The following is a 20,935-nucleotide window of genomic DNA, read 5'->3' on the forward strand; positions in this document are numbered from 1 at the left end:
GGGCCTATGACGCTCAATCTCAAACAAGGCCTCTGGCTATGGGCCGCCACTCTGGCGCTGGTATTGTTGGCCATTGTCCCGCTGGCAGGATGGCTGCGCGCTGTCATGGCGTTGATCGTGGCGTACGGCGTCGCGGTGGCCTGTATCCGGACAGCGCGCCGGGCTGCGTATCAGCGTGAGCAATTGAATCTGGCCGACCAGATGGCCTGGCCTCCAGTAGCCTACCGGCAACCGGTGGTACTGGTGTGCGGCGACGGCCTGGCAGGGCTGTTTGGTGAAATTCCTGCTGATCAGCCTGCGCTGCGGGTGACCGACCACGGCTGCTATCTGCGGGTATCGCGTGTGGATCAGTTGCCGGGTTTGATCGAACGCGTCATGTCCTTGCGTCCGCAGTGGTGCGGCCAGCTCAGCGTGATGTTCGTCGTCAACCCGGGTGAGCATGCCGATGCCGCGGTGCTCGCCGGACAGATTCGTTCCCTTGACTATCAGATCGCGTTGATTCGCAAGCGGGGCATGGCGCTGCCGTTGATCCTGGTGAGCTACCAGCAGGCGTCGCGGGGCGAAGGTCCCTGGTTCAGTTGGGAAACGGGCCAGGACCACTGCAACGTTCGCGAAAATGGCGCCTGCTTCAGCATCGATGATTGGCAACGGCTGAGCACCGACAATGCCATGCACGCCGGGCGGATGCAGGCCAGCGTCCAACTCAATAGTGCAGCGGCCTGGCTGGCCGAAAACATCGTGCCGCACTTCACAGCCCGTGGAACCCGTCATGCCATAGGCATGCCGGTGATCTGCGCCGTTACCTTCGTTCCGCAACTTCACGGGGTCGCGTCCAGCCTTTGGCAACGATGGTTGCGCGACAAGACCGGGTTACTGGAGGCCAACAGAGTCGAGCAAGCGGCGGATGCGCCCTTGCCATTCCCTGATCCGTTGCTGCACCTGCTGCCAATCCAGGTTCAGCGCTCCCCGATGCGGCGCGCGAGCGTGGTCGCCCTGTGGCTGTTCGCGGTCGCCGGCGTCGTCGCTCTGGGCAATTCGGCCTGGCAGAACAGGCTGCTGTTGCGCGAGGTCAGTGATGACCTGCGCCGTTATACGGCCATTGCCGCTCACAAGCGCATCGACCAGTCCCGGTTCGCTGAGCGGGAAGAGGCGTTGAGTGTGCTGCGTCAGGACGCCGAACGTCTGGACCGCTACTACCGAAAGGGTGAACCCCTGGCGCTGGGCCTGGGCCTGTATCGCGGCGAAGTATTGCGCGCGCAGTTGCTGTCGACGATCGCCGGCCACAGCCAACCGTCGACGGGGCCGAAGGTGGCCAGGACAGTGCGCTTGGACAGCCTGTCGTTGTTTGGCAGCGGAAGCGCCGAGCTCAAGCCAGAGTCAACCAAAGTGCTGATCGAGGCCCTTGTTGGCATCAAGGCCCAGCCCGGCTGGCTGATTGTGATTGCCGGGCATACCGATGCCGTTGGCAGTGACGAACACAACATCCAATTGTCCCGTGCCCGCGCTGCGGCAGTGCGCGAATGGATGCAACGCATGGGCGACATTCCCGACAGCTGTTTCGCGGTGCAGGGCTTTGGCAAAAGCCAGCCGATCGCCAGCAATGACACCGAGGCGGGGCGCAAAGCCAACCGTCGCGTCGATATCCGTCTGGTGCCGGAAGCGGGGGCGTGCGCGTTCCCGCTGGCCGGAGCAGACGTACAACCCCCTGTCGCGTAAGCGGCACATGTGTTTTGAGAAAAGGAGATTCAAATGGCAAATCCCATTCACCTTTGGCTGAAAGATGATGGCGGCGCGGACATCAAGGGTTCGGTGACCGTGGAAGGGCGTGAAGGCAGCATTGAGGTGATCGCCCAGGATCACAGCGTGCACATCCCCACAGACAATAACACCGGCAAGTTGACCGGTGCGCGGGTGCACGCTCCGTTTACGTTCGTCAAGGAAATCGATTCCGCCAGTCCGTACCTTTACAAGGCGGTGACCACCGGTCAGTCCTTCCAAAGCGCCGAGTTCAAGTATTACCGCATCGACGAGTCCGGTCATGAAGTCGTGTACTTCGTCACCACGCTTGAGGGCGTCAAGGTTGTGAAAGTCGCGCCAAAAATGCATGACATTAAAGACTCGTCCAAGGAGAAGTACTCCCATCTAGAGCAGATCGAGTTGCGCTACGAAAAGGTCAGCTGGTCCTACGTGGACGGCAACATCAAACATGACGACTCCTGGGATAAGCGCCCGACCGCATAACGCTGAATAACCAGCAGGCAGGCTTCTGCCTGCTGGTTCCGGTGCGCTGGGTTGAGCGTCTGTTCGCGGACTTTCAACCCAGCACATCGCCACGCTTCTCTAATGACCCACCCGACCACCCGCTGAACTTCCCGCTCAAGGACGTCACCGCATGACACACAATTCCACGCGTTTGCTGCGTCGCCTCAACCCTTATTGCGCCCAGGCGCTGAGTGCGGCGGCGTCGCTGTGTCAAAGCCGCGCCCATGCCCGGATCAGTATCGAGCACTGGTTACTCAAGTTGCTGGAGCAGGGTGAGGGCGACCTGACGCTCATCGCACGCCGCTACGAATGGGACATGGACGCACTCTGGCGAGGGCTGCTCGACCACCTCGACACGCTGCCGCGCACTGTGCAAGGCAAACCGCAGTTGTGCGGCAAGTTGCAGAAACTGATCGAGCACGCCTGGCTGCGTGCGTCGCTGGACGGTGATGAAAACCTGCGTTCGGCGCACCTGCTCGGTGCCTTGCTGGCAAGCCCGAACCTTCTGGCTTGCGAAGCGGCCTGGCCGCTGCTGAGCCTCGGCGAAAGCCAGTTGCAGGCATTGATGGCGATGCTCGATCAACATTCCGAAGAACGACCTCAGGTGCAGCAAGAAGCGGCCCTTGACTCAACCACTCCAGCCTCCGGCACCGGTCCCCGCGATGCCCTGCAAGCGGTGCTGGATAAGTTCACCCAGGACGTGACCGCCAAGGCGAGGGCAGGGCAGATCGACCCCGTGTTCGGCCGTGATGATGAAATCCGCCAGGTCATCGACATCCTCAGTCGCCGGCGCAAGAACAACCCGATTCTGGTTGGCGAACCCGGGGTGGGCAAGACCGCGCTGGTCGAAGGCCTGGCCTTGCGCATCGCTGAAGGCAATGTTCCGGACAGCCTCAAGTCGGTCAGCGTACGCAACCTCGACCTGGGCCTGTTGCAAGCGGGCGCCGGGGTCAAGGGTGAATTCGAGCAACGTCTGAAAAATGTCATCGACGCCGTGCAGCAATCCACCGATCCGGTGCTGCTGTTCATTGACGAAGCCCATACCCTGATCGGCGCCGGCAATCAGGCGGGCGGGGCGGACGCCGCCAATTTGCTCAAGCCGGCCCTGGCCCGTGGTGAGTTGCGCACCATCGCCGCGACCACCTGGAGCGAGTACAAGCAGTACTTTGAGCGCGATGCCGCGTTGGAGCGTCGCTTCCAGATGGTCAAGGTCGACGAGCCGGACGATGCCAGCGCCTGCCTCATGCTGCGAGGACTCAAGGCGCGCTATGCCAGCCATCATGGCGTGCACATTCAGGATGCGGCGGTGCAGGCCGCGGTCAGCCTGTCGCGACGCTACCTGACCGGTCGACAATTGCCGGACAAGGCCGTCGACCTGCTCGACACCGCCAGCGCACGCGTGCGCATGAGCCTCGATTGCGAGCCCCAGGCACTGGTCCGGCTCAAGGCCCGGCAAGCGGCGCTGGATATGGAGCGTCAGGCCTTGCAAACCGATCAGCAACTCATCGGCCGTCGTGCTGAAGAACGTCTGGCGACGATCGCCGCGCAACATGCCGAACTGGAACGCCAGCAAATTGAACTTGCGCGGCAATACCGCCTTGAGCTGGACCTGACCCGGCAACTGCTCGACGAACGTCAAGCCGAACCACCCAGGCTGGACAATTGCGCGCTGCTGCAACAACGCTTGTGCGAAGTCCAGAGCGACCAGCCATTGCTTTCCCTCGACGTCTGCGCGCGCAGTGTGGCCGAAGTGATCGCCGACTGGACCGGTGTGCCCCTCGGCAGTCTGCTCAAGGACGAACAAGCCAGCCTGCTGGCGCTCGAACAGCAATTGGCTGAACGGGTGATTGGCCAGGAGCATGCCCTGACTGCGCTGGCCCAGCGCCTGCGCGCGGCCAAGACCGGTCTGACTGAAGAGCAAGCACCGCTGGGTGTGTTCCTGTTGGTGGGCACCAGCGGCGTTGGCAAAACCGAAACGGCCTTGGCGTTGGCGGACTGTCTGTTCGGTGGCGAAAAGTCGCTGATCACGCTCAACCTGTCCGAGTATCAGGAAGCCCATACCGTCAGCCAACTCAAGGGTTCGCCGCCTGGCTATGTCGGTTACGGCCAGGGTGGCGTGCTTACTGAAGCGGTGCGTCAGCGACCTTATAGCGTGGTGCTGCTCGATGAGGTGGAGAAAGCCCATCGCGATGTGCTCAACCCGTTTTATCAGGTATTCGATCGTGGCTTCATGCGCGATGGTGAAGGGCGCGAAATCGATTTTCGCAACACCGTCATTCTGATGACCTCCAACCTCGGCAGCGATGAACTGCAAACCGGGCTGCAGCAGCAACCCGAAGCGGCCGACAGTGCCCTGCACGAATGGCTGCGACCGATCCTGCGCGAGCATTTCCAGCCTGCCTTGCTGGCCCGTTTTCAAACCCTGATCTATCGCCCGCTGCAAGCTGACGCCCTCAAGCGCATCGTTGTGCTCAAACTGGCCCGGGTCGCCCAGCGCCTGCAGCGTCACTACGGCCTGTCCTGCCAGATCGACGACGCGCTCAGCGATGCCGTGGTTGCAGCCTGCCTGCTATTCGAGTGGGCGGTGATCCGCGTGGGTTCGCCGAGTTTGTGGCGTTGAATGAGGAGCTGACCAAGTTGAGTCACCCGGCCTGTCCAGACGTGGACTGGGCCAGGGTCGAACAGTGGTGTCAGGGATTGTTCGAGCAGAACGGCGCGGATCTGCAAACGGCGGCCGCGTTTGCCCTGGCACGCAGCCAGCGCCGTGGCCTGGAGGGCATGGCCCAGGGGGTGGCGCTGATCGATGCGCTGGGCGGGCAATGGACAAGCCTGTGGCCCGCCTTGTCATCCGTTCGTTTGGACATCCTCGCCTGGTTGTTCATGCAGTGGCAGCCGTTACTGCGCGGCATGGCGCTGAATGTGCAGCACGTACCGGCCCTCGCCCAATTGGATGCCGCCCTGTTGCGCTTGCAACGGCGTCTGGACGATCAGGTGCAAATACCACTGGTCCCGTTACAGGTCCTGCGCCAGCAGCTGCAAAACCTGATACTGCGTCTGCAGCACACCACCACAATGGTCGAACCGCTGCAGCTGTCGCATAGGGAGCCGGCGTCACCGCTCGCGATGCCGATGATCATTTGGCCAGCGAGCACGCCGCTTGAAACGCAGCGAAGCAAGCCGCGTACCGTCAAATGGGCGTGCGCAGCGGCGGCCACGATCATGCTGGCCGGTGGGGTCTGGTGGGGTGTCGGGGAGAACATCGAGGGCATGCAGCGCGTTGCCAGCGTTTTCCAGCAGGCGCAGCCGGTGCCCGCGCCTGTGCGTCTGGACAGCCTGTTACTGTTCGGTCCGGGCAGTGCCGAGCTCAGGCCTGAATCGACCAAGGTGCTGATCAACGCCTTGATCGATATCAAAGCCCGGCCAGGCTGGCTGATCGTCATCAGCGCGCATACCGATAACTCCGGCGACGCCGAGCGAAACCTTCAGTTGTCCCACGCCCGTGCTTCCGCCGTGCGTGACTGGATGCAGCGCATGGGCGACATCCCCACCAGCTGCTTTGCCGTCCAGGGCTTTGGCGCCAACCAGCCGGTCGCGAACAATGACACCGAGACCGGGCGCATCGAGAATCGTCGGGTGGATATTCGCCTCGTTCCCGAGTCAAATGCCTGCCCGGTTTCGACGTTGGCTCCGGTCGCGTAACGCCCTCCATGGCTGATCGATTCCCTGCCTTTACGCGTGGGTATAGCGCTGCTGCAAACCTCGATCTCAATACACCTGAGGCACGATGATTTCCGAAGGCGTGGGATTGCGCGAGTAGTCTTCCTGGCGCACGCGTTCAGGCAGTTCGATGGCCGGCATTTCCACTTCTTCATAGGGCATTTGCCCGAGCAGGTGGTGGATGCAGTTGAGTCGGGCCTTTTTCTTGTCGTCGGCTTGCACCACCCACCAGGGCGCTTCGGCGATGTGGGTGCGTTCGAGCATGATTTCCTTGGCCTTGGTGTAGGCCTCCCAGCGCCGGCGGGACTCCAGGTCCATGGGACTGAGTTTCCATTGCTTGAGCGGGTCGTGAATGCGGCTGAGAAAGCGCAGGTGCTGTTCCTGATCGGAGATCGAGAACCAGTATTTGATCAGCTGGATCCCGGAGCGGGCGAGCATGCGTTCGAACTCCGGCACGGTGCGGAAGAACTCTTCGTACTGGTCGGCGTTGCAAAAGCCCATGACCTGTTCTACCCCGGCGCGGTTGTACCAGCTGCGGTCGAACAGGACGATTTCACCCGCGGCCGGCAGGTGTGAGACGTAACGCTGAAAGTACCACTGGGTGCGTTCGCGGTCGTTGGGGGCGGGCAGGGCGGCCACCCGGCACACGCGAGGGTTGAGCCGCTGGGTAATGCGCTTGATCACGCCCCCTTTGCCGGCGGCGTCGCGGCCTTCGAACAGGATCACCACCTTGTGGCCGGTTTTCACGACCCAGCTCTGCAACTTCACCAGTTCGCCCTGCAGGCGGAACAGCTCGCTGAAATAGCGTCGCCGCTCTTGCTTTTCGGGGGTGTCGCTGAGGTGATCGTCAAACAGCGCATTAAGGTCGTGTCCGTCCTCCATCAGTTCCAGTTCCAGTTCTTCGTCACTGTGATCGAGCAGCTCGCGATGAATGCGTTGCATCAAGGTGTCGTTGGTCAAAAGCATGATGGGAACTCCCGACGAAGGTGGAAGTGCCGATGCTAGCCCTGGGGATGTGACGGCCTGGTGACGATGGGATTCAGCAGAAAATGATCCCGGTGTCATCTGACTGTCACCGAGCCCATGGCAACATCTTCGCACTCCGCGTTGAGCGGCCCACGGGCTGTCGAATTTGCCAGGGAACCCCCACCATGAAAGGCGATGCCTCACTCTTTGCCGCTATTGATCTGGGCTCCAATGCGTTTCGCCTGATGATCGGCCAGTCGGTCAAGCGCAATCAGCAATTGATGATCCAGGAAGTGAAAACCCTGCGCGAGCCTGTTCGTTTGGCCGAGGGTTTCCAGGGCGGCGCGCTGGACGAACTGGCGCTGGACCGAGGCTGGCAGGCGCTCGCGCGCTTCGGCAAAAAACTGCGGGGTTTCGAGGCCGGGCGAGTGCGGGCGGTGGCGACCAGCGCGGTTCGCCAAGCCGATAACGCCCCCTTGTTTCTGGCCAGCGCAGAGCGGCACCTCGGGTTTCGCATTGATGTCATTTCCGGGCACGAAGAGGCCCAACTGGTGTACGCCGGCGTTGCCCATACCCTTCCTGATACCCAGCGCATGCGCCTGGTGGTGGATATCGGCGGCGGTTCGACCGAACTGATCCTGGGCCAGGGCGCACAGCCATTACTCACCGAGAGCGTTGCCGTTGGCAGCGGCACCGTGGGCGCGCGTTACTTTCCGGGAGGCGCGATCAGCGCACGGGCGTTGCTGGAAGCCGAGCGTGTCGCCACCCTGCAATTCGAAAGGGTGGCGCGCCGTTACCGTGCCAAGGGTTGGCAGCAGGTCATCGGCTCTTCAGGCACGGCACGGATGCTGGCCAAAGTGCTCAAGGCCAACGGGCTGAACGACGACGGTCAAAGCGGCGTGACCTATGGCGGTCTCTTGCGCCTGTCGTTGCGCCTGCTGGAAGTCGGACATGTCAAGCAGCTCAAGCTGGCAGGTTTACAGGCTCATCGCTTGAGCATTCTGCCGGGTGGTCTGGTGGTCATGCTGGCGGCGTTCAAGGTGTTTGGCGTCTCACACATGACGCCGTCCGAGCCAGGGTTGAGGTTGGGTGTGCTGCATGGGCTGATGTCGAAACACTGATCCCCTCGGTCCCCCTGTAGGGGCTGGCTTGTCGGGTCGCCGCATCGCAGCGATGGTCGTCAACGATGACGCGTATGGCCTGGATGAATGCGGCGTCCTGGAGTCCATCGCCAGCAGGCGGGCCCCTACAGGTCTCGATCATCAAAGATGATCGGCATCGATCACGGCCTTGGCGAACGCTTGCGGATCCTCCTGCGGCAGGTTGTGGCCGATGCCGCCGTTGATCAGGCGAAATTCGTACTTGCCGGTAAAGCGCTTGGCGTAATCCTCGGGGGCAGGGTGGGGCGCGCCGTTGGCATCGCCTTCCAGGGTGATGGTCGGCACTCCGATGGACGGCGCGGTGGCCAGTTTTTGCTCCAGGGCTTCGTAACGGGATTCACCCTTTAGCAGCCCCAGGCGCCAGCGGTAGTTGAACACGGTGATGTCGACATGGTCCGGGTTTTCCAGCGCCTTGGCGCTGCGGTCGAACGTGGCGTCATCGAACGCCCATTTCGGCGAAGCCGTTTGCCAGATCAACCTGGCGAAATCGTGGGTGTTTTTCTCATAACCGGCACGGCCGCGATCAGTGGCGAAGTAAAACTGGTACCACCACTGCAATTCAGCCTTGGGCGGTAGCGGGTTCTTGCCGGCCGCCTGGTTACCGATCAGATAACCACTGACCGACACCAATGCCTTGACCCGTTCCGGCCACAGCGCCGAGACGATGTCGGCCGAGCGCGCGCCCCAATCATAGCCACCGAGCACGGCTTGCTTGATCTTCAGCGCATCCATGAAGTCGATGACGTCGCTGGCCAGCGCGGCCGGTTGACCATTGCGCAGGGTTTTATCGGAGAGGAAATGCGTATCGCCATAACCCCGCGCATAGGGCATCAACACGCGATAGCCCTTGGCGGCCAGCAAAGGGGCGACCTCGTCATAGCTGTGAATGTCGTATGGCCAGCCGTGCAGGAGAATCACCACCGGTCCGTTGGCCGGGCCCGTTTCGGCATACGCGACATTCAGCAGCCCGGCGGTGACATGCTTGAGCGGGCCGAACGGAGAGGGCGTCGTATAAGTCGCACCGGCTTCGGTCTGAGCGGCGACGGTCGATTGCGCGTGGGCCGTACCGAGCGTGCCGAACAGGCTGAGGGCGAGGAGCGACGCGCCGACCAGGTGACGGCGGGTTTTCCCGTTTTCGTGGTTCCGCAGTGCCATCGTCATGTGGATGTCTCCGTTGCAAGCCATTGGTCAGGGGTTCTGGATGATCCCCTTCAAACCTTGCCTGCATTTGAGCGCGGCGATGTATCTGGCCTGTGTCGGTGGGCAGGCCAGATGCAAGCGGATGTATCGCGATGTCACCCGGATACACTGTGATACATCATTGCGCAGGCGGGCCGACGTTGTATTCCTCGTCCGTGACTTTTTCCATCCAGACCACACTCACACCGTCCAGCGCTTCCTGGACGCCGATGTGGGTCATTGCGGTGGTGGCGCTGGCACCGTGCCAGTGCTTGTGGTCAGGCGGGCACCAGATGACATCGCCGGCGCGGATTTCCACGATCGGTTCACCTTCACACTGGGTCCAGCCGCAACCGGCGGTGACAATCAGGGTCTGCCCCAGGGGATGGGTATGCCAGGCGCTGCGAGCGCCGGGTTCAAAGGTGACGCTGACGACGGAAACCCGGGCGGGTGCCGGTGGAGCGTTGAGCGGGTCCATGCGCACGCTGCCGGTGAAGCAGGCTTCAGGGGCTTTTATCGAGGGCTGCGAACCTACGCGCTTGAGGATCATGATCGGGTCCTATTGATAAATGAACAGGTGCGCCCGGGTTCAGTCATCCGCAGGGGTGATCGACGCTTTGATGACGACCCGAGGGGGCATTCAGCACAGCCGTATCAATCTGCGCCTGCCTGCGCGCGAGCGCAACGTGCGCACCCGGTCATTCTGTCTGGAATGGCAAAAAAAACCGTCGAGGGTGTTGCGTTTAACCTTGTTTAATAATAACTGGCTGTTTTCAAACAAATATTTTCTGTTTGGGCTTCACAGCTGCAAAGAAAGTTGATAAATTTCCGCCCACTCTCGCACAGGGCCTCACGGGCCTTTAAGTTGCAGATACAGGGGCGTCGCCAAGCGGTAAGGCAGCAGGTTTTGATCCTGCCATGCGTTGGTTCGAATCCAGCCGCCCCTGCCATATTCCTTGCTCATCCAGGTTCAACTCAGTCGGCAGCCAAGACGCGGGTTGAGGATGATCATGAAAAAACGCCAGTCCGAATCGGTCTGGCGTTTTTTTTGCCCGCGACAAAAGCCTCCTCTGACGATCCTTCGTTTCCCCGCGGCCACCGATAATGGCCATTACGATCCCCTTTTGGCCAATGCCACGCTATGAAGCGTCCAGCCTGTCAGCAAGAATCGGAGCCAGGCTACCGACCCGGCGCCCCTCGAATCCATAACCAGAATCTTTGATCTTCCTTGCCCTTGGCTATTTGCGGGCCACTGCCGTCTCAAAACACAAAAACCAGAGCTGACATTGGGGAACTGATCCATGGACACTATGAAACGCATTTTGGGCGCCACGGTTTGTGGGCTGACGTTGCTGGCCAGCGCCGTGCACGCCGAACAGCGCGAGTTGAGGGTGTACAACTGGGCGGACTACATCCTGCCTTCCGTGCCCAAGGACTTTGCCGCGCAAAGCGGCATCAAAGTCACCTGGGACACCTTCGACACCAACGAGTCCCTGGAAGCCAAGCTGCTGACCGGCAACTCCGGGTACGACCTGGTGGTGCCGTCGAACCAGTTCATCGAAACCCAGATCAAGGCCGGGGTGTTCCAGAAGCTGGACAAGTCCAAGCTGCCCAATTGGAGCCATCAGGACCCGGCATTGCTCAAGCTGTTGGACAAGAACGACCCCGGCAACCAGTACGGCGTGCCCTACATGTACGGCACCGTGCTGATTGGTTTCAACCCGGCCAAGGTCAAGGCCGCGTTGGGCGAGAACGCGCCGGTGGACAGCTGGGATCTGGTGTTCAAGCCCGAGAACATGAAAAAACTCAAATCCTGCGGCGTGGCGATGCTCGACTCGCCGTCGGAAATCCTGCCCCTGGCCCTGCATTACCTGGGGCTGGACCCGAACAGCCAGAACCCGGATGACTACGAAAAAGCCAAGGCCCTCATGTTGAAGATCCGGCCTTACGTCACCTACTTCAACTCCGCCAAGTACATGACCGACATCGCCAACGGCGACATTTGCGTGGCCATCGGATACTCCGGCAGCTTCTATCAGTTCGGTAATCGTGCCAAGGAGGCGGGCAACGGCGTGGTCGTCGATTGGCGCTTGCCGAAGGAGGGCGCGCCGATCTGGTTCGATACCTTCGCCATTCCTAAAAGCGCGAAGAACGTCGAGGAAGCCCACGAATTTCTAAACACCTTGCTGGACCCGAAAGTCATCGCCCCGATCAGCGACTTCCTCGGCTATCCAAATGCCAACAAAGATTCGATTGCCCTGATCAACAAGGACATCACCGGCAACCCCAACCTGACGCCCACCTCCGAAGCCCTGAAAACCTTGTATGTCGTGCAACCACTGCCGCAAAAGCTTGAGCGGGTGCGCACTCGGGTCTGGACCAGCATCAAGTCGGACAAGTAGCCGAGCCACGGTGGGAGCGAGCCGGCGCGCTCCCACATTTACCTGCCGGCGTGGGGCGTTCGAGTCAGGTGACGTGTGGTGTGTGTTCAGCGCGGAAACAGCAAGGTCACCGCCGCGCGAAAGCCCCAGCCTTGAGCCCCGTCTTCCGGACTGTCGAGCCAATAACGTGGCCCGGCCTGGATCGTCAGTGGCTGGCCGCCGATTCTCAGCAGTTGAGTGACGGTCAAGTTGATCGGTACCGACCACTGCCGGGTTTGCCAGTCGTAGGTCGATTCGGTGTTCACCCCGAACGTGGTGTAGGTGTGGGTGGTGTAAGAAAGGAAGGGCTGGAGGAAGGTCTGGTTGACCTTGTCCTTGTTATCCGGCGGACTGTCTTCCAGGCCCCAGATATGGTTGGCGAGAATGCCACGGGTCCAGCCATTCGACTGTTTGAGCGCGACGGCTGTCGGCCCGAGGCCCCATTGCTTGCTGCTCAGCAGCTTGTCGCTGCCGGTGGGAATCAGCAGTGCAGGCCCCACGCCCAGTATCCAGCCGCTGTCGGTGGGTTTCTTCGGCGAAAAGAAAAAACTCTGGGTCACATCACCGACACCCGACTGGTCTGCCGCGCCGTTGGGTGCCAGGCCATGCTGGTCGATGACGGGCAGGATCGTGCGCGAGATCAGGTTCCAGTCATCATTCAGACTGAAGGGCAGCACCGGCTGAATATTGGTGACACTGTGCATGCCATCGCCCGTCGGGCCCAGCTTCTGATCCCAGTTGTATTGCACGGGAAGGCTGTACATCGCCGCGACCGGGTTGAGTGCCTTTTTGGCCAGCTCTGCCGAATCGTCGGCCAGGCTCAAGCCGCTGTGCGTCGAGGCCACCAAGGTCCAGAACAGCGTGAGTTGTACTCGTGACATGTTCATTCCTTGTTGGCAATTTTCCGGGAGCCTGGCTCAAGCCTTTTTGGCCGCCTGAAGCCAGCGCTTGTCGCTTGCAGCGATTCAACTCTAGAACGTGCAGACGGCTTCGGAAAACACCACTCGTCCGAACTGCGCATTGGCATCGAGGGGGGTGACGGCCAGCAGTTGATCCAGGCGAATCTCCTGTTGACCGTCATCCGTCTCGAGGAGGATGAACTCTTCCTTCTCGCTCGAGGTGCGCGTGGTCAGCGCCCTGGCCACCAGGCGTGCGCCGTCCTTCAACTCGATATCCAGTCGATAACCGCGCATGCAGGCGATTTCCAGATAGTCATAGAGGTCGCAACTCATGGGCTGGTATTTGTTCATGTGGGTTCTCCTGAGAGCGCTGCGGTTCGATTGAGCATAGACAGGCTGCGTCCGTCTTGTCTCGGCCGGCGTCATCGTCGGTACAAGTACCAAAAAGCCTGCCTGTTAAAAAGTGCCCGGCAAGACAAACCGACACCGGCTCAAGGTTTTCCCGGTGCCTGATCGGGGGCGCTGTGGTGAGCGATCGTGAGATAGACTCAACGCGGGTCTTCTGAGCGCAGGAGTGACACGCGTGGCAGGATTGCAATGGATTCGCTGATCACCGCCGCGGCGCAGGCGCTGGCGGCAGGCGACCCGCTTGGCGCGCTGGACCGGGTGGCGTTGCGCGACGATGCACCGGCGCTTGCACTGCGGGGTATCGCCATGGCGCAACTGGGCGATCTGCTGCGGGCCAAGGCACTGGTACGCAGGGCGGCGCGGGCCTTCGGGCCGAAAGAGGCCGTAGCGCGGGCGCGTTGCGTGGTCGCTGAAGCCGAAATTGCACTGGCCTCGCGGGAGCTTGGCTGGCCGGTGAAGGCGCTCGACGCCGCGCGGGTCACGCTGATGTCCCACGGAGACGCCATCAACGCCGCCCATGCGCGCTATCTGCAGATCCGCCGCTTGCTGTTGATCGGGCAGCTCGATGAGGCGCAGGCGCTGCTCGCCGATCTCGATCCGGCGACCCTGCCTCCAGCGTTGCGGGCCACCCATGAACTGGTGGTGGCGGGGATTGCGATGCGGTGCCTGCAATCCCAAGTGGCACGGGCGGCGCTCGTCAGGGCCGAACTCGCCGCGCGCCAGTCCGGCATTGCGGCGCTGTGCGCTGAAGTCGACAGTGCGGCACGGATGCTCGACAGCCCGGCCGCACGCCTGATCTGCCAGGGCGAAGCACGACCCCTGTTGCTTGACGACGTGCAAGTGCTGCTCGCCTCCGCATCGCTGGTGGTCGACGGCTGCCGCTCTGTCGTGCGCGGTGCGGGCATGTCGGTGTCCCTGGCCACGCGCCCGATCCTCTTCACCCTGGTGCGAACCCTCGCGGAAGCCTGGCCGACAGACGTGTCGCGGGAAACGCTGATCGCCAAGGCCTTTCGCCTGAAGCTCAGCGATGAATCCCACCGCGCCCGTTTGCGCGTGGAAATCGGGCGCCTGCGCGCGGCACTCAAACCCCTGGCCAGCGTGAGCGCCAGCAAACGGGGATTTGCCCTGGTCACCCGGGTTTCTACCGATGTGGTGCTGCTGATGCCACCGGTCGAAGCGCGCCATGCCGCGGTGTTCGCCTTGCTCGCCGACGGTGAGTCCTGGTCGAGCTCGGCCCTGGCCCTGGCGCTGGGCAACAGTCAGCGCAGCGTGCAAAGGGCACTCGACACCCTGGCAACGGCGGGCAAGGTGCAGTCGTTTGGTCACGGCCGGGCACGGCGCTGGGTGACTGCGCCGGTGCCCGGTTTCGCGACGACCTTGTTACTCCCCGGTCCGCTGCCCGGTGGCTAGGATGAACGCCACAACCCCTAGCGAGGAACACCCTCATGAAACAGTCAGCCGCCGAAATTCTCCGTGAATATGGTCCTTTTGCCGATGTCGACAAGGTGCACGGCCTGACCTGGGACGGTCAGCGGGTATGGTTTGCCAGCGGAGAAAAAATCAACGCCCTGGACCCCGACACCGGCAAGACCCTGCGCTCGATCGACGTCGCCGCCCATGCCGGCACCGCCTTCGATGGTCAGCACCTGTTCCAGATTGCCGAGGACCGTATCCAGAAAATCGACCCGCGTACCGGTCGGATACTCGGCACCATCCCGGCCCCCGGTGGCGGCAACGATTCAGGCCTGACCTGGGCCGAAGGCACGTTGTGGGTGGGGCAGTATCAGGCGAGGAAAATCCATCAGATCGACCCTGAGACCGGGGCGATTCTGCGCACCATCGAATCCAACCGGTTTGTCACCGGCGTGACCTGGGTTGAAGGCGACCTGTGGCACGGCACCTGGGAAGCCGAAGAGAGTGAACTGCGCCGCGTCGATCCACACTCGGGCGAAGTCCTCGAAAGCCTGAAGATGCCGGCCGGTATCGGCGTGTCGGGGCTGGAGTCCGATGGTGGCGCGCGGTTTTTCTGCGGCGGTGGCACGAGCGGGAAGGTGAGGGTGGTGCGACGGCCTTCATGAGGGTCGAGTCTGCGATTCGGGCTTGATGATCCTGGGAAAAGATCATCAAGCCGAATCCGTCCACCCAGCACTCAACGCCCCACTGTCCTGAAAATGTACGCCTGTGTACGGACCGTGTACGCCATGGATCCCGAGGTGTACAGTTGAATGGAATTCTCAGGTAAAGGCGCCAGCCAAGATGTCGCAGACAGGAAAGGTGAAAACCAAGGCTCAGGACGCAGGATGGCGGGGCTCCGTCGATGGCTGGCTGGACGCTGCCTACGATGCGTTGAAGGAGTCCGGTGTCGACGCGGTGCGGGTGATGCCGCTGGCCAAGCGCCTGAATTTGTCGCGCACCAGCTTTTATTGGTTCTACGAAGATCGCGAGCAGTTGCTCGCGGCGCTGCTGGCCCGTTGGCGGGACAAGAACAGTGGCGGCCTGATCGCTCAGTGCGAGGGTTATGCCGAGAGCATTTGCGAGGCGATCCTCAACGTCTTCGAGTGCTGGTTGAACCCCGAACTGTTTGACTCGCAGTTCGAATTCGCCGTGCGCAGCTGGGCGCTGCAATCGGCTGAAGTCGCTGCGGAAATTGCCTTGGCCGATGAGGCGCGCATCAATGCCCTGGCCGCGATGTTCCGTCGTTTTGGCTACGAAACCGAGGCCGCCGACGCGAGGGCCCGGACGATCTACCTGACGCAGATCGGCTACATCTCGATGAAAACCAATGAGGACATCGTGGTGCGTTTTCGCCGCATCCCGCAGTACGTCACCGTGTTTACCGGCAAGGCACCGAAGCGGCGTGAACTGGATCGTTTCTTTGGCAAGTTCGGTTACGCGGAAAAAGAGCCCGGTGTGTTCGGTCCGCTGGTTGAAACTTTCGAGGAGCCGGCGGCCGATGAACAATAGAACCCTGGGCATCATTGGCGGCACTGGCTGGCTGGGCCGCGCAATTGCCGAGGCGCTGCTCGACAGCGGCTTCATCGAGCCTGCCAGGTTGCTTGTTTCCAACCGCTCGGGCCGCAGCACGTTGCGACCGGACGTGCGGGTGCTGGCCGACAACCAACCGTTGGTGGCGCTCAGCGATGTGCTGGTGCTGTCGATTCGTCCGGAGCAGTTTCGTGATCTGCGGATAGACGCCAGCGGCAAACAGGTGATTTCCCTGATGGCCGGGATCCCGGCCGCCGTCATCAGCGCCGCTACCGGTGCGCAGATGGTGGTGCGGGCCATGCCGAATGCGGCGGTGGAGATCAGGCAGTCGTATACCCCGTGGTACAGCAGCGGCAAGCTTGGCGACAGGGATCGTCAGTGGCTGCAGCAGTTGTTCGAATGCGTCGGCGCGGCGGATGAAGTGCCGAACGAAGACTGTATCGATTACCTCAGTGCGCTGTCCGGTACCGGGCCAGCGTTCCCCGCGATGCTGCACCAGGCGCTGGCGAGTCAGGCGGTGGCGGCGGGTATTCCCCATGACATTGCCCAACGTGCTGCCCAAGGGGTGGTGGTCGGAGGCGGACAGATGCTTGCCAGTCGTGATCCGGGGCAAATGATCGAGGCACTGATGGCTTACCGGGGTGTGACGGCGGCGGCTTTGCAGTCGATGACCGAGCAGGGCATCGATGCCATCGTCGGGCGCGCATTGCAGGCCGGTGCGGAGGTTGCGCGGCGGGGGATGTAGCGAATTCCGATATCGGTTCTGTGGCGAGAAAGCAAGCTCTCTCGCCACAAGTGAATCGCAGGGTCAGAGATCCTTCACCAGTCGCAACGCATCGTAGATCGCCGCGTGGGTGTTGCGCGCGGCGACGGCATCACCAATCCGGAACAGCTGGAATTGCCCCTGGGGGTGGGTGACGATGTTTTGCGCCTTGCCGGCGATGAGGTCGTGCTGTTCCACCGCGCCGCCGTTGCTCGAATGCGGGCGAAGTTCGAAGTACAGATCGTCCAGGGGTAGGGTGCCGTGGTTGATCACCACCTGATCGACGATCCGCTGCTTGTGCACCTGGCCGTAATCGCTGCCAAAGGTCGCGAGCAGGCGGCCGTCGCGTTTCTCAACCGTCTCGACGCGGTAAGTCACGGTGAAGGTGACGTCCAGGTCCTGCAGGCTGCGCATGTACGGCACCAGGTTCATGGCCATGACTTCCGGCGCGAACGAACGGTCAGGCGTCACGATCTCCACGGTCGCGCCGCTTTTGGCGATGACTTCGGCCGCCTGCAACGCGGCATGGTCACCGGCATCGTCGAAGATCAACACGTGGCGGCCGGGCTTGATGTCACCGGAAATGATGTCCCAGGTCGACACCACCAACTCGTTGCCCTGGGTCAGCACCTCGGTGTGGGGCAGGCCGCCGGTGGCGACAATCACCACGTCCGGCTCGTGGGCCAATACCGTGTCGGCTTCGGCCCAGGTGTTGAAGTGGAACTTGACCCCCAGACGCTCGCACTGGGTCATGCGCCAATCGATGATGCCGATCATTTCCCGGCGTCGCTCATTGAGAGCCGTCAGGCGGATTTGCCCACCGGGTTGGTCGGCGGCCTCCAGCACTGTCACTTCATGCCCGCGCTCGCCCGCGACCCGCGCCGCTTCCAGGCCCGCAGGGCCGCTGCCGATCACCAGGACTTTGCGCTTGACCGCCGCCTTGGGAATCTCGTGGGGCATGGTGGTTTCCCGGCCGGTCGCCGGGTTGTGGATGCAATAGGCCGCGCCGCCCTGATAGATGCGATCCAGGCAGTAGTTGGCGCCGACGCAGGGGCGAATGTCTTCCTCACGTTTTTCGATGATCTTGCGCACGATGTGCGGGTCGGTCATGTGCGCCCGGGTCATGCCCACCATGTCGACCTTGCCCGAGGCAATCGCATAGCGCGCAGTGGCCACGTCCGGAATCTTCGCCGCATGGAAGGTCGGAAACCCGGTGGCCGAGCGAATTTCCCCGGCGAAGTCCAGGTGCGGTGAATTGCGCATGCCCTGGATCGGGATGACATCGGTCAAACCGGCGTCGGTGTCGATATGGCCGCGCACCACATTGAGGAAGTCCACCAGTCCGCTGTCCTTGAGCAGGTGCGAAACCTGCAAGCCTTCGCTGGCATTGAAGCCTCCCGGCAGTTGCTCGTCGCCGGTGTAACGCACGCCGAGCAGGAAGTCTTCGCCCACCCGCTGGCGAATGCCCCGCAGGATGTCGAAGGTAAAACGCATGCGGTTTTCCAGCGAACCGCCGTAGGGGCCGTCGAGTTCGTTGGTCAGCGGTGACCAGAACTGGTCCATCAAATGCCCGTAGGCCTGCAGCTCCAGGCCATCCATACCGGCCGCTTTCATACGTTCGGCCGCGTCCACGTAGTCCTTGATGATTCGCTCGATGTCCCAGTCTTCCATTTTTTTCGGGAAGGAGCGGTGCGCCGCCTCGCGGTGGTGGGAAGGCGACACCACGGGCAGCCAGTCGGCCTTGTCCCAGCGGGTGCGCCGGCCCAGGTGGGTCAACTGGATCATCACCGCCGCGCCGTGTTCATGGCACTCGTCGGTCAGGTCCTTGAGCCATCCGACCACTTCGTCCTTGTAGGCCAGCACATTGTTGAACACCGGCGGGCTGTCGCGCGAGACCGCTGCGGAGCCGGCGGTCATGGTCAAGGCAACACCGGCCTTGGCACGTTCGACGTGATAGGCGCGATACAAGTCCTTGGGCATGCCGTCCACCGGATAGGCCGGTTCGTGGGAGGTGGTGATGATGCGGTTTCTGAGGGTCAGGTGCTTGATCGTGTACGGCTGCAGCAAGGGATCGCTGGACATGGTGGTGCGCTCCAAAGTGGGCTTCATCAGGCTCGGCGACTTGAAATTAGGATAACTGTACAGGTGTGTCAATGCTTCATGACACTGGTGTACATTTTACTTGCGCGGGGTAAAAGTCGTGGCTAAGATCGGCCCACAAGGAGAAGGGATCGATTGAACCGACCTGCCGCGCAAGGCTGCATTTTTCACGACCGTAAGGCCGTTCTGATTAAGACAAACCTGCCAATGACAACCAAAACAGGAAGACGCTTGATGAACGCTCATTCGCCGTATCGAAAAACACTCTGTGCCGGATTGATCAGTGTTGCGCTCGCCGCCGGCGCTGCGCTGGCGCAAGCCGCGGAACCTGCACCGGTGCGTATTGGCTGGGTCAACTGGTCGGACACCGAGATCACCGTGAAGCTGGCCACCACGGCCCTGGAGGACCATCTCAAGCAACCGGTGAAACTGGTCATGGCCGACATCGGCATCCAGTTCCAGGCGTTGGCCAACGGCAATATCGACATGATCCCGATGGTCTGGCTGCCGAGCACCCACAAGGCGTTCTACGACAAGTACAAGGACAGGCTCGAAGACCTCGGTGTGCTTTACGAAGGGCGAATCGGCATGGCCGTGCCCACCTCGATACCGGTCAGCGAGGTGGCAAGCGTCGAGGACTTGAACAAGCCCGAGGTCAGGGCGAAATTCGACGGCAAGATCCTCACTTCAGAGGTGGGCAATGGCCAATACAAGCTCACGGTCAAGGCCATCGACGAATACAAGCTCGACGGCTACAAGCTGGTGGCGTCCTCGGAAACCGGCATGCTTAACGAGCTGGACCGCAACCTCAAGCGAGACAAATGGTCGTTGGTCAATGCCTGGAGCCCGCACTGGATGTTCTCCAAGTGGTCGCTGCGTTACCTGGATGACCCCAAGCAGATCTTTGGTGGCGCCGAACAGATCCACGCCATGGCCCGCAAGGGTTTCAGCCAGGAATATCCCGAGGTGGCGTACTTCTTCGCCCACTACTCGATTCCCCGGGCCGACCTGGAAGCACTCATGATGCAGTCGCGGCAGAGTTCTCCCGACAAGGTCGTTGCCGACTACTACGCCGCCAACAAACCGCGCTTCGAAGCGATGTTCGAGAGCAGCGAGCAGCGGGTTAGCAGTCGGCAGCCTTGATGGCGCTTTCGTCGCCACGCCGGCTCCGGCACTCCTTTACGGCGCCCCGAACATCATCGTCCAGTAAACCCCTTCGTCACTGCGCGCGTCCGTGGCGTAGGCCGCGCCGACCTGGGTGAACATCGGGTTCATCAGGTTGGCGCAATGGCCGGGACTGGCCAGCCAGCCGGCCATGGCTTTGCCCGGTGAGCCCTGGCCGGCGGCGATGTTTTCGCCGATCTGCCGGCCACGGTAACCGGCGGCTCTTGCCCGGTCGGCGGGCATGTCGCCATCGGGGTCCTTGTGCGCGAAGTAGTTACCGTAGGCCATGGCCTTGCTGTGGCCTTGCGCCGCCGCGCCAAGGCTGGCATTCCACGACAGTGGCCGTACGGCGGCAAAGCGCTGGCGCCCGCAGAGGCGTGGTTTTGCGCGGGCGGCATTGACCTGCGCGAGCAAGGCTTTGCTGACCGATCGCGTATCGTTCAACTGACGGTCCAGCACGGGTTGCGCCATCACCACTTGCCATTCGCTGCGGCTGCGACTCACACCGATGTCGGCGTACTGGCTGTCCAGCAGCGCCGAGCAATGCTCGCTCTGAAACAGATCGAACGCCTCTTCGGCATCCTGCGCACCGACCACACGGATGGAGCGCACGGCCACCGCTTGATAGCCATTGGATTTCAACCGGTCGCGCAAGCCACCACCATAGCCCACGGGCAGGGCCAGGCTGGATTTCAGCGCCAGTGGCGACAGGCGTTGAGCGGGACGTCGCTCACAGCGCTGGGGGTGGGCTCGATAATCGTTGATCGCTTCCACCAATTCTCGCTCGGCACTGGCGTGGGCGGGACTGGCGATCAGGGGAAGCAAGGTAAACAGGCACAGCGAAGAAAAGCGCAAGACAAGGGCGGTTTGGCGCATGGTGCGGACAGCTCTGATGAGATGACAACGATGAGA

Annotated in this window: 18 protein-coding genes and 1 tRNA gene; 12 read left to right on the top strand and 7 right to left on the bottom strand. The window is 61.9% G+C overall.

Annotated elements, in window-relative coordinates:
* The first annotated feature begins 6 nt into the window (after positions 1–6).
* The 4 genes from AC1Q6D_RS06135 (at position 7) to AC1Q6D_RS06150 (ending at position 5,961) form a co-directional block, all read left to right on the top strand.
* Positions 7–1,716 carry an OmpA family protein gene (locus AC1Q6D_RS06135; RefSeq protein WP_103404861.1) on the top strand — a complete coding sequence of 570 codons (1,710 nt, stop codon included), beginning with the start codon at positions 7–9 and terminating at the stop codon, positions 1,714–1,716.
* 33 nt (positions 1,717–1,749) lie between these two features.
* Positions 1,750–2,241 (top strand): Hcp family type VI secretion system effector, encoded by a 492-nt coding sequence (locus AC1Q6D_RS06140; RefSeq protein WP_103404860.1) that lies wholly within the window; start codon positions 1,750–1,752, stop codon positions 2,239–2,241.
* 151 nt (positions 2,242–2,392) lie between these two features.
* Positions 2,393–4,882 carry a type VI secretion system ATPase TssH gene (gene tssH, locus AC1Q6D_RS06145; protein WP_103404859.1) on the top strand — a complete coding sequence of 830 codons (2,490 nt, stop codon included), beginning with the start codon at positions 2,393–2,395 and terminating at the stop codon, positions 4,880–4,882.
* Positions 4,883–4,899: 17 nt separating this feature from the next.
* Positions 4,900–5,961 carry an OmpA family protein gene (locus tag AC1Q6D_RS06150; RefSeq protein ID WP_310650595.1) on the top strand — a complete coding sequence of 354 codons (1,062 nt, stop codon included), beginning with the start codon at positions 4,900–4,902 and terminating at the stop codon, positions 5,959–5,961.
* Between the two features lie 66 nt (positions 5,962–6,027).
* Here AC1Q6D_RS06150 and ppk2 read toward each other — a convergent pair whose 3' ends face one another.
* Positions 6,028–6,945 (bottom strand): polyphosphate kinase 2, encoded by a 918-nt coding sequence (gene ppk2, locus AC1Q6D_RS06155; RefSeq protein ID WP_103404857.1) that lies wholly within the window; start codon positions 6,943–6,945, stop codon positions 6,028–6,030.
* Between the two features lie 185 nt (positions 6,946–7,130).
* On the opposite strand from ppk2, the gene AC1Q6D_RS06160 reads away from it, so the two are divergent.
* Entirely contained in the window at positions 7,131–8,066 is a 936-nt protein-coding gene (locus tag AC1Q6D_RS06160; protein WP_103404856.1) for a Ppx/GppA family phosphatase, read from the top strand.
* Positions 8,067–8,207: 141 nt separating this feature from the next.
* Here the strand turns inward: AC1Q6D_RS06160 and AC1Q6D_RS06165 are convergent, their stop codons facing one another.
* Positions 8,208–9,266 carry an alpha/beta fold hydrolase gene (locus AC1Q6D_RS06165; protein ID WP_103404855.1) on the bottom strand — a complete coding sequence of 353 codons (1,059 nt, stop codon included), beginning with the start codon at positions 9,264–9,266 and terminating at the stop codon, positions 8,208–8,210.
* 157 nt (positions 9,267–9,423) lie between these two features.
* Positions 9,424–9,834 carry a (R)-mandelonitrile lyase gene (locus tag AC1Q6D_RS06170; RefSeq protein ID WP_103404854.1) on the bottom strand — a complete coding sequence of 137 codons (411 nt, stop codon included), beginning with the start codon at positions 9,832–9,834 and terminating at the stop codon, positions 9,424–9,426.
* 325 nt (positions 9,835–10,159) lie between these two features.
* Between AC1Q6D_RS06170 and AC1Q6D_RS06175 the strand changes: the two genes are divergently transcribed.
* A tRNA-Gln gene (locus tag AC1Q6D_RS06175) sits at positions 10,160–10,234 on the top strand.
* A 351-nt stretch (positions 10,235–10,585) separates the two neighbouring features.
* Complete coding sequence (locus AC1Q6D_RS06180; RefSeq protein ID WP_103404852.1) at positions 10,586–11,686, top strand: polyamine ABC transporter substrate-binding protein; 1,101 nt, start codon at positions 10,586–10,588, stop codon at positions 11,684–11,686.
* Positions 11,687–11,772: 86 nt separating this feature from the next.
* Here the strand turns inward: AC1Q6D_RS06180 and AC1Q6D_RS06185 are convergent, their stop codons facing one another.
* Positions 11,773–12,591 (bottom strand): hypothetical protein, encoded by an 819-nt coding sequence (locus AC1Q6D_RS06185; protein WP_103404851.1) that lies wholly within the window; start codon positions 12,589–12,591, stop codon positions 11,773–11,775.
* 84 nt (positions 12,592–12,675) lie between these two features.
* On the bottom strand, positions 12,676–12,954 hold the full coding sequence (locus AC1Q6D_RS06190; protein WP_103404850.1) for a Rho-binding antiterminator: 279 nt from the start codon (positions 12,952–12,954) through the stop codon (positions 12,676–12,678).
* Positions 12,955–13,200: 246 nt separating this feature from the next.
* Here AC1Q6D_RS06190 and AC1Q6D_RS06195 point away from each other — a divergent pair, with 246 nt between their 5' ends.
* From AC1Q6D_RS06195 to AC1Q6D_RS06210, 4 genes are all read left to right on the top strand, one after another.
* The gene (locus AC1Q6D_RS06195) at positions 13,201–14,421 is read left to right on the top strand and encodes a helix-turn-helix domain-containing protein (RefSeq protein WP_103404849.1); all 1,221 of its coding nucleotides are present in this window, start codon (positions 13,201–13,203) and stop codon (positions 14,419–14,421) included.
* Positions 14,422–14,456: 35 nt separating this feature from the next.
* On the top strand, positions 14,457–15,089 hold the full coding sequence (locus AC1Q6D_RS06200) for a Vgb family protein (protein WP_103404848.1): 633 nt from the start codon (positions 14,457–14,459) through the stop codon (positions 15,087–15,089).
* Between the two features lie 178 nt (positions 15,090–15,267).
* Positions 15,268–15,975: a TetR/AcrR family transcriptional regulator gene (locus AC1Q6D_RS06205; protein WP_103404847.1), complete on the top strand. Its 708-nt coding sequence runs from the start codon at positions 15,268–15,270 to the stop codon at positions 15,973–15,975.
* Complete coding sequence (locus AC1Q6D_RS06210) at positions 15,965–16,741, top strand: pyrroline-5-carboxylate reductase family protein (protein ID WP_103404846.1); 777 nt, start codon at positions 15,965–15,967, stop codon at positions 16,739–16,741. The genes AC1Q6D_RS06205 and AC1Q6D_RS06210 overlap by 11 nt, the downstream gene beginning before the upstream one ends.
* Positions 16,742–16,804: 63 nt before the next feature.
* Here the strand turns inward: AC1Q6D_RS06210 and AC1Q6D_RS06215 are convergent, their stop codons facing one another.
* Complete coding sequence (locus tag AC1Q6D_RS06215; protein ID WP_103404845.1) at positions 16,805–18,841, bottom strand: NADH:flavin oxidoreductase; 2,037 nt, start codon at positions 18,839–18,841, stop codon at positions 16,805–16,807.
* Positions 18,842–19,093: 252 nt separating this feature from the next.
* Between AC1Q6D_RS06215 and AC1Q6D_RS06220 the strand changes: the two genes are divergently transcribed.
* The gene (locus AC1Q6D_RS06220; RefSeq protein WP_103404844.1) at positions 19,094–20,002 is read left to right on the top strand and encodes a glycine betaine ABC transporter substrate-binding protein; all 909 of its coding nucleotides are present in this window, start codon (positions 19,094–19,096) and stop codon (positions 20,000–20,002) included.
* A gap of 36 nt (positions 20,003–20,038) precedes the next feature.
* Here the strand turns inward: AC1Q6D_RS06220 and AC1Q6D_RS06225 are convergent, their stop codons facing one another.
* Complete coding sequence (locus AC1Q6D_RS06225; protein WP_103404843.1) at positions 20,039–20,899, bottom strand: CAP domain-containing protein; 861 nt, start codon at positions 20,897–20,899, stop codon at positions 20,039–20,041.
* Between the last annotated feature and the right edge of the window lie 36 nt (positions 20,900–20,935).

Source organism: Pseudomonas sp. MT92 (genome assembly GCF_058792515.1).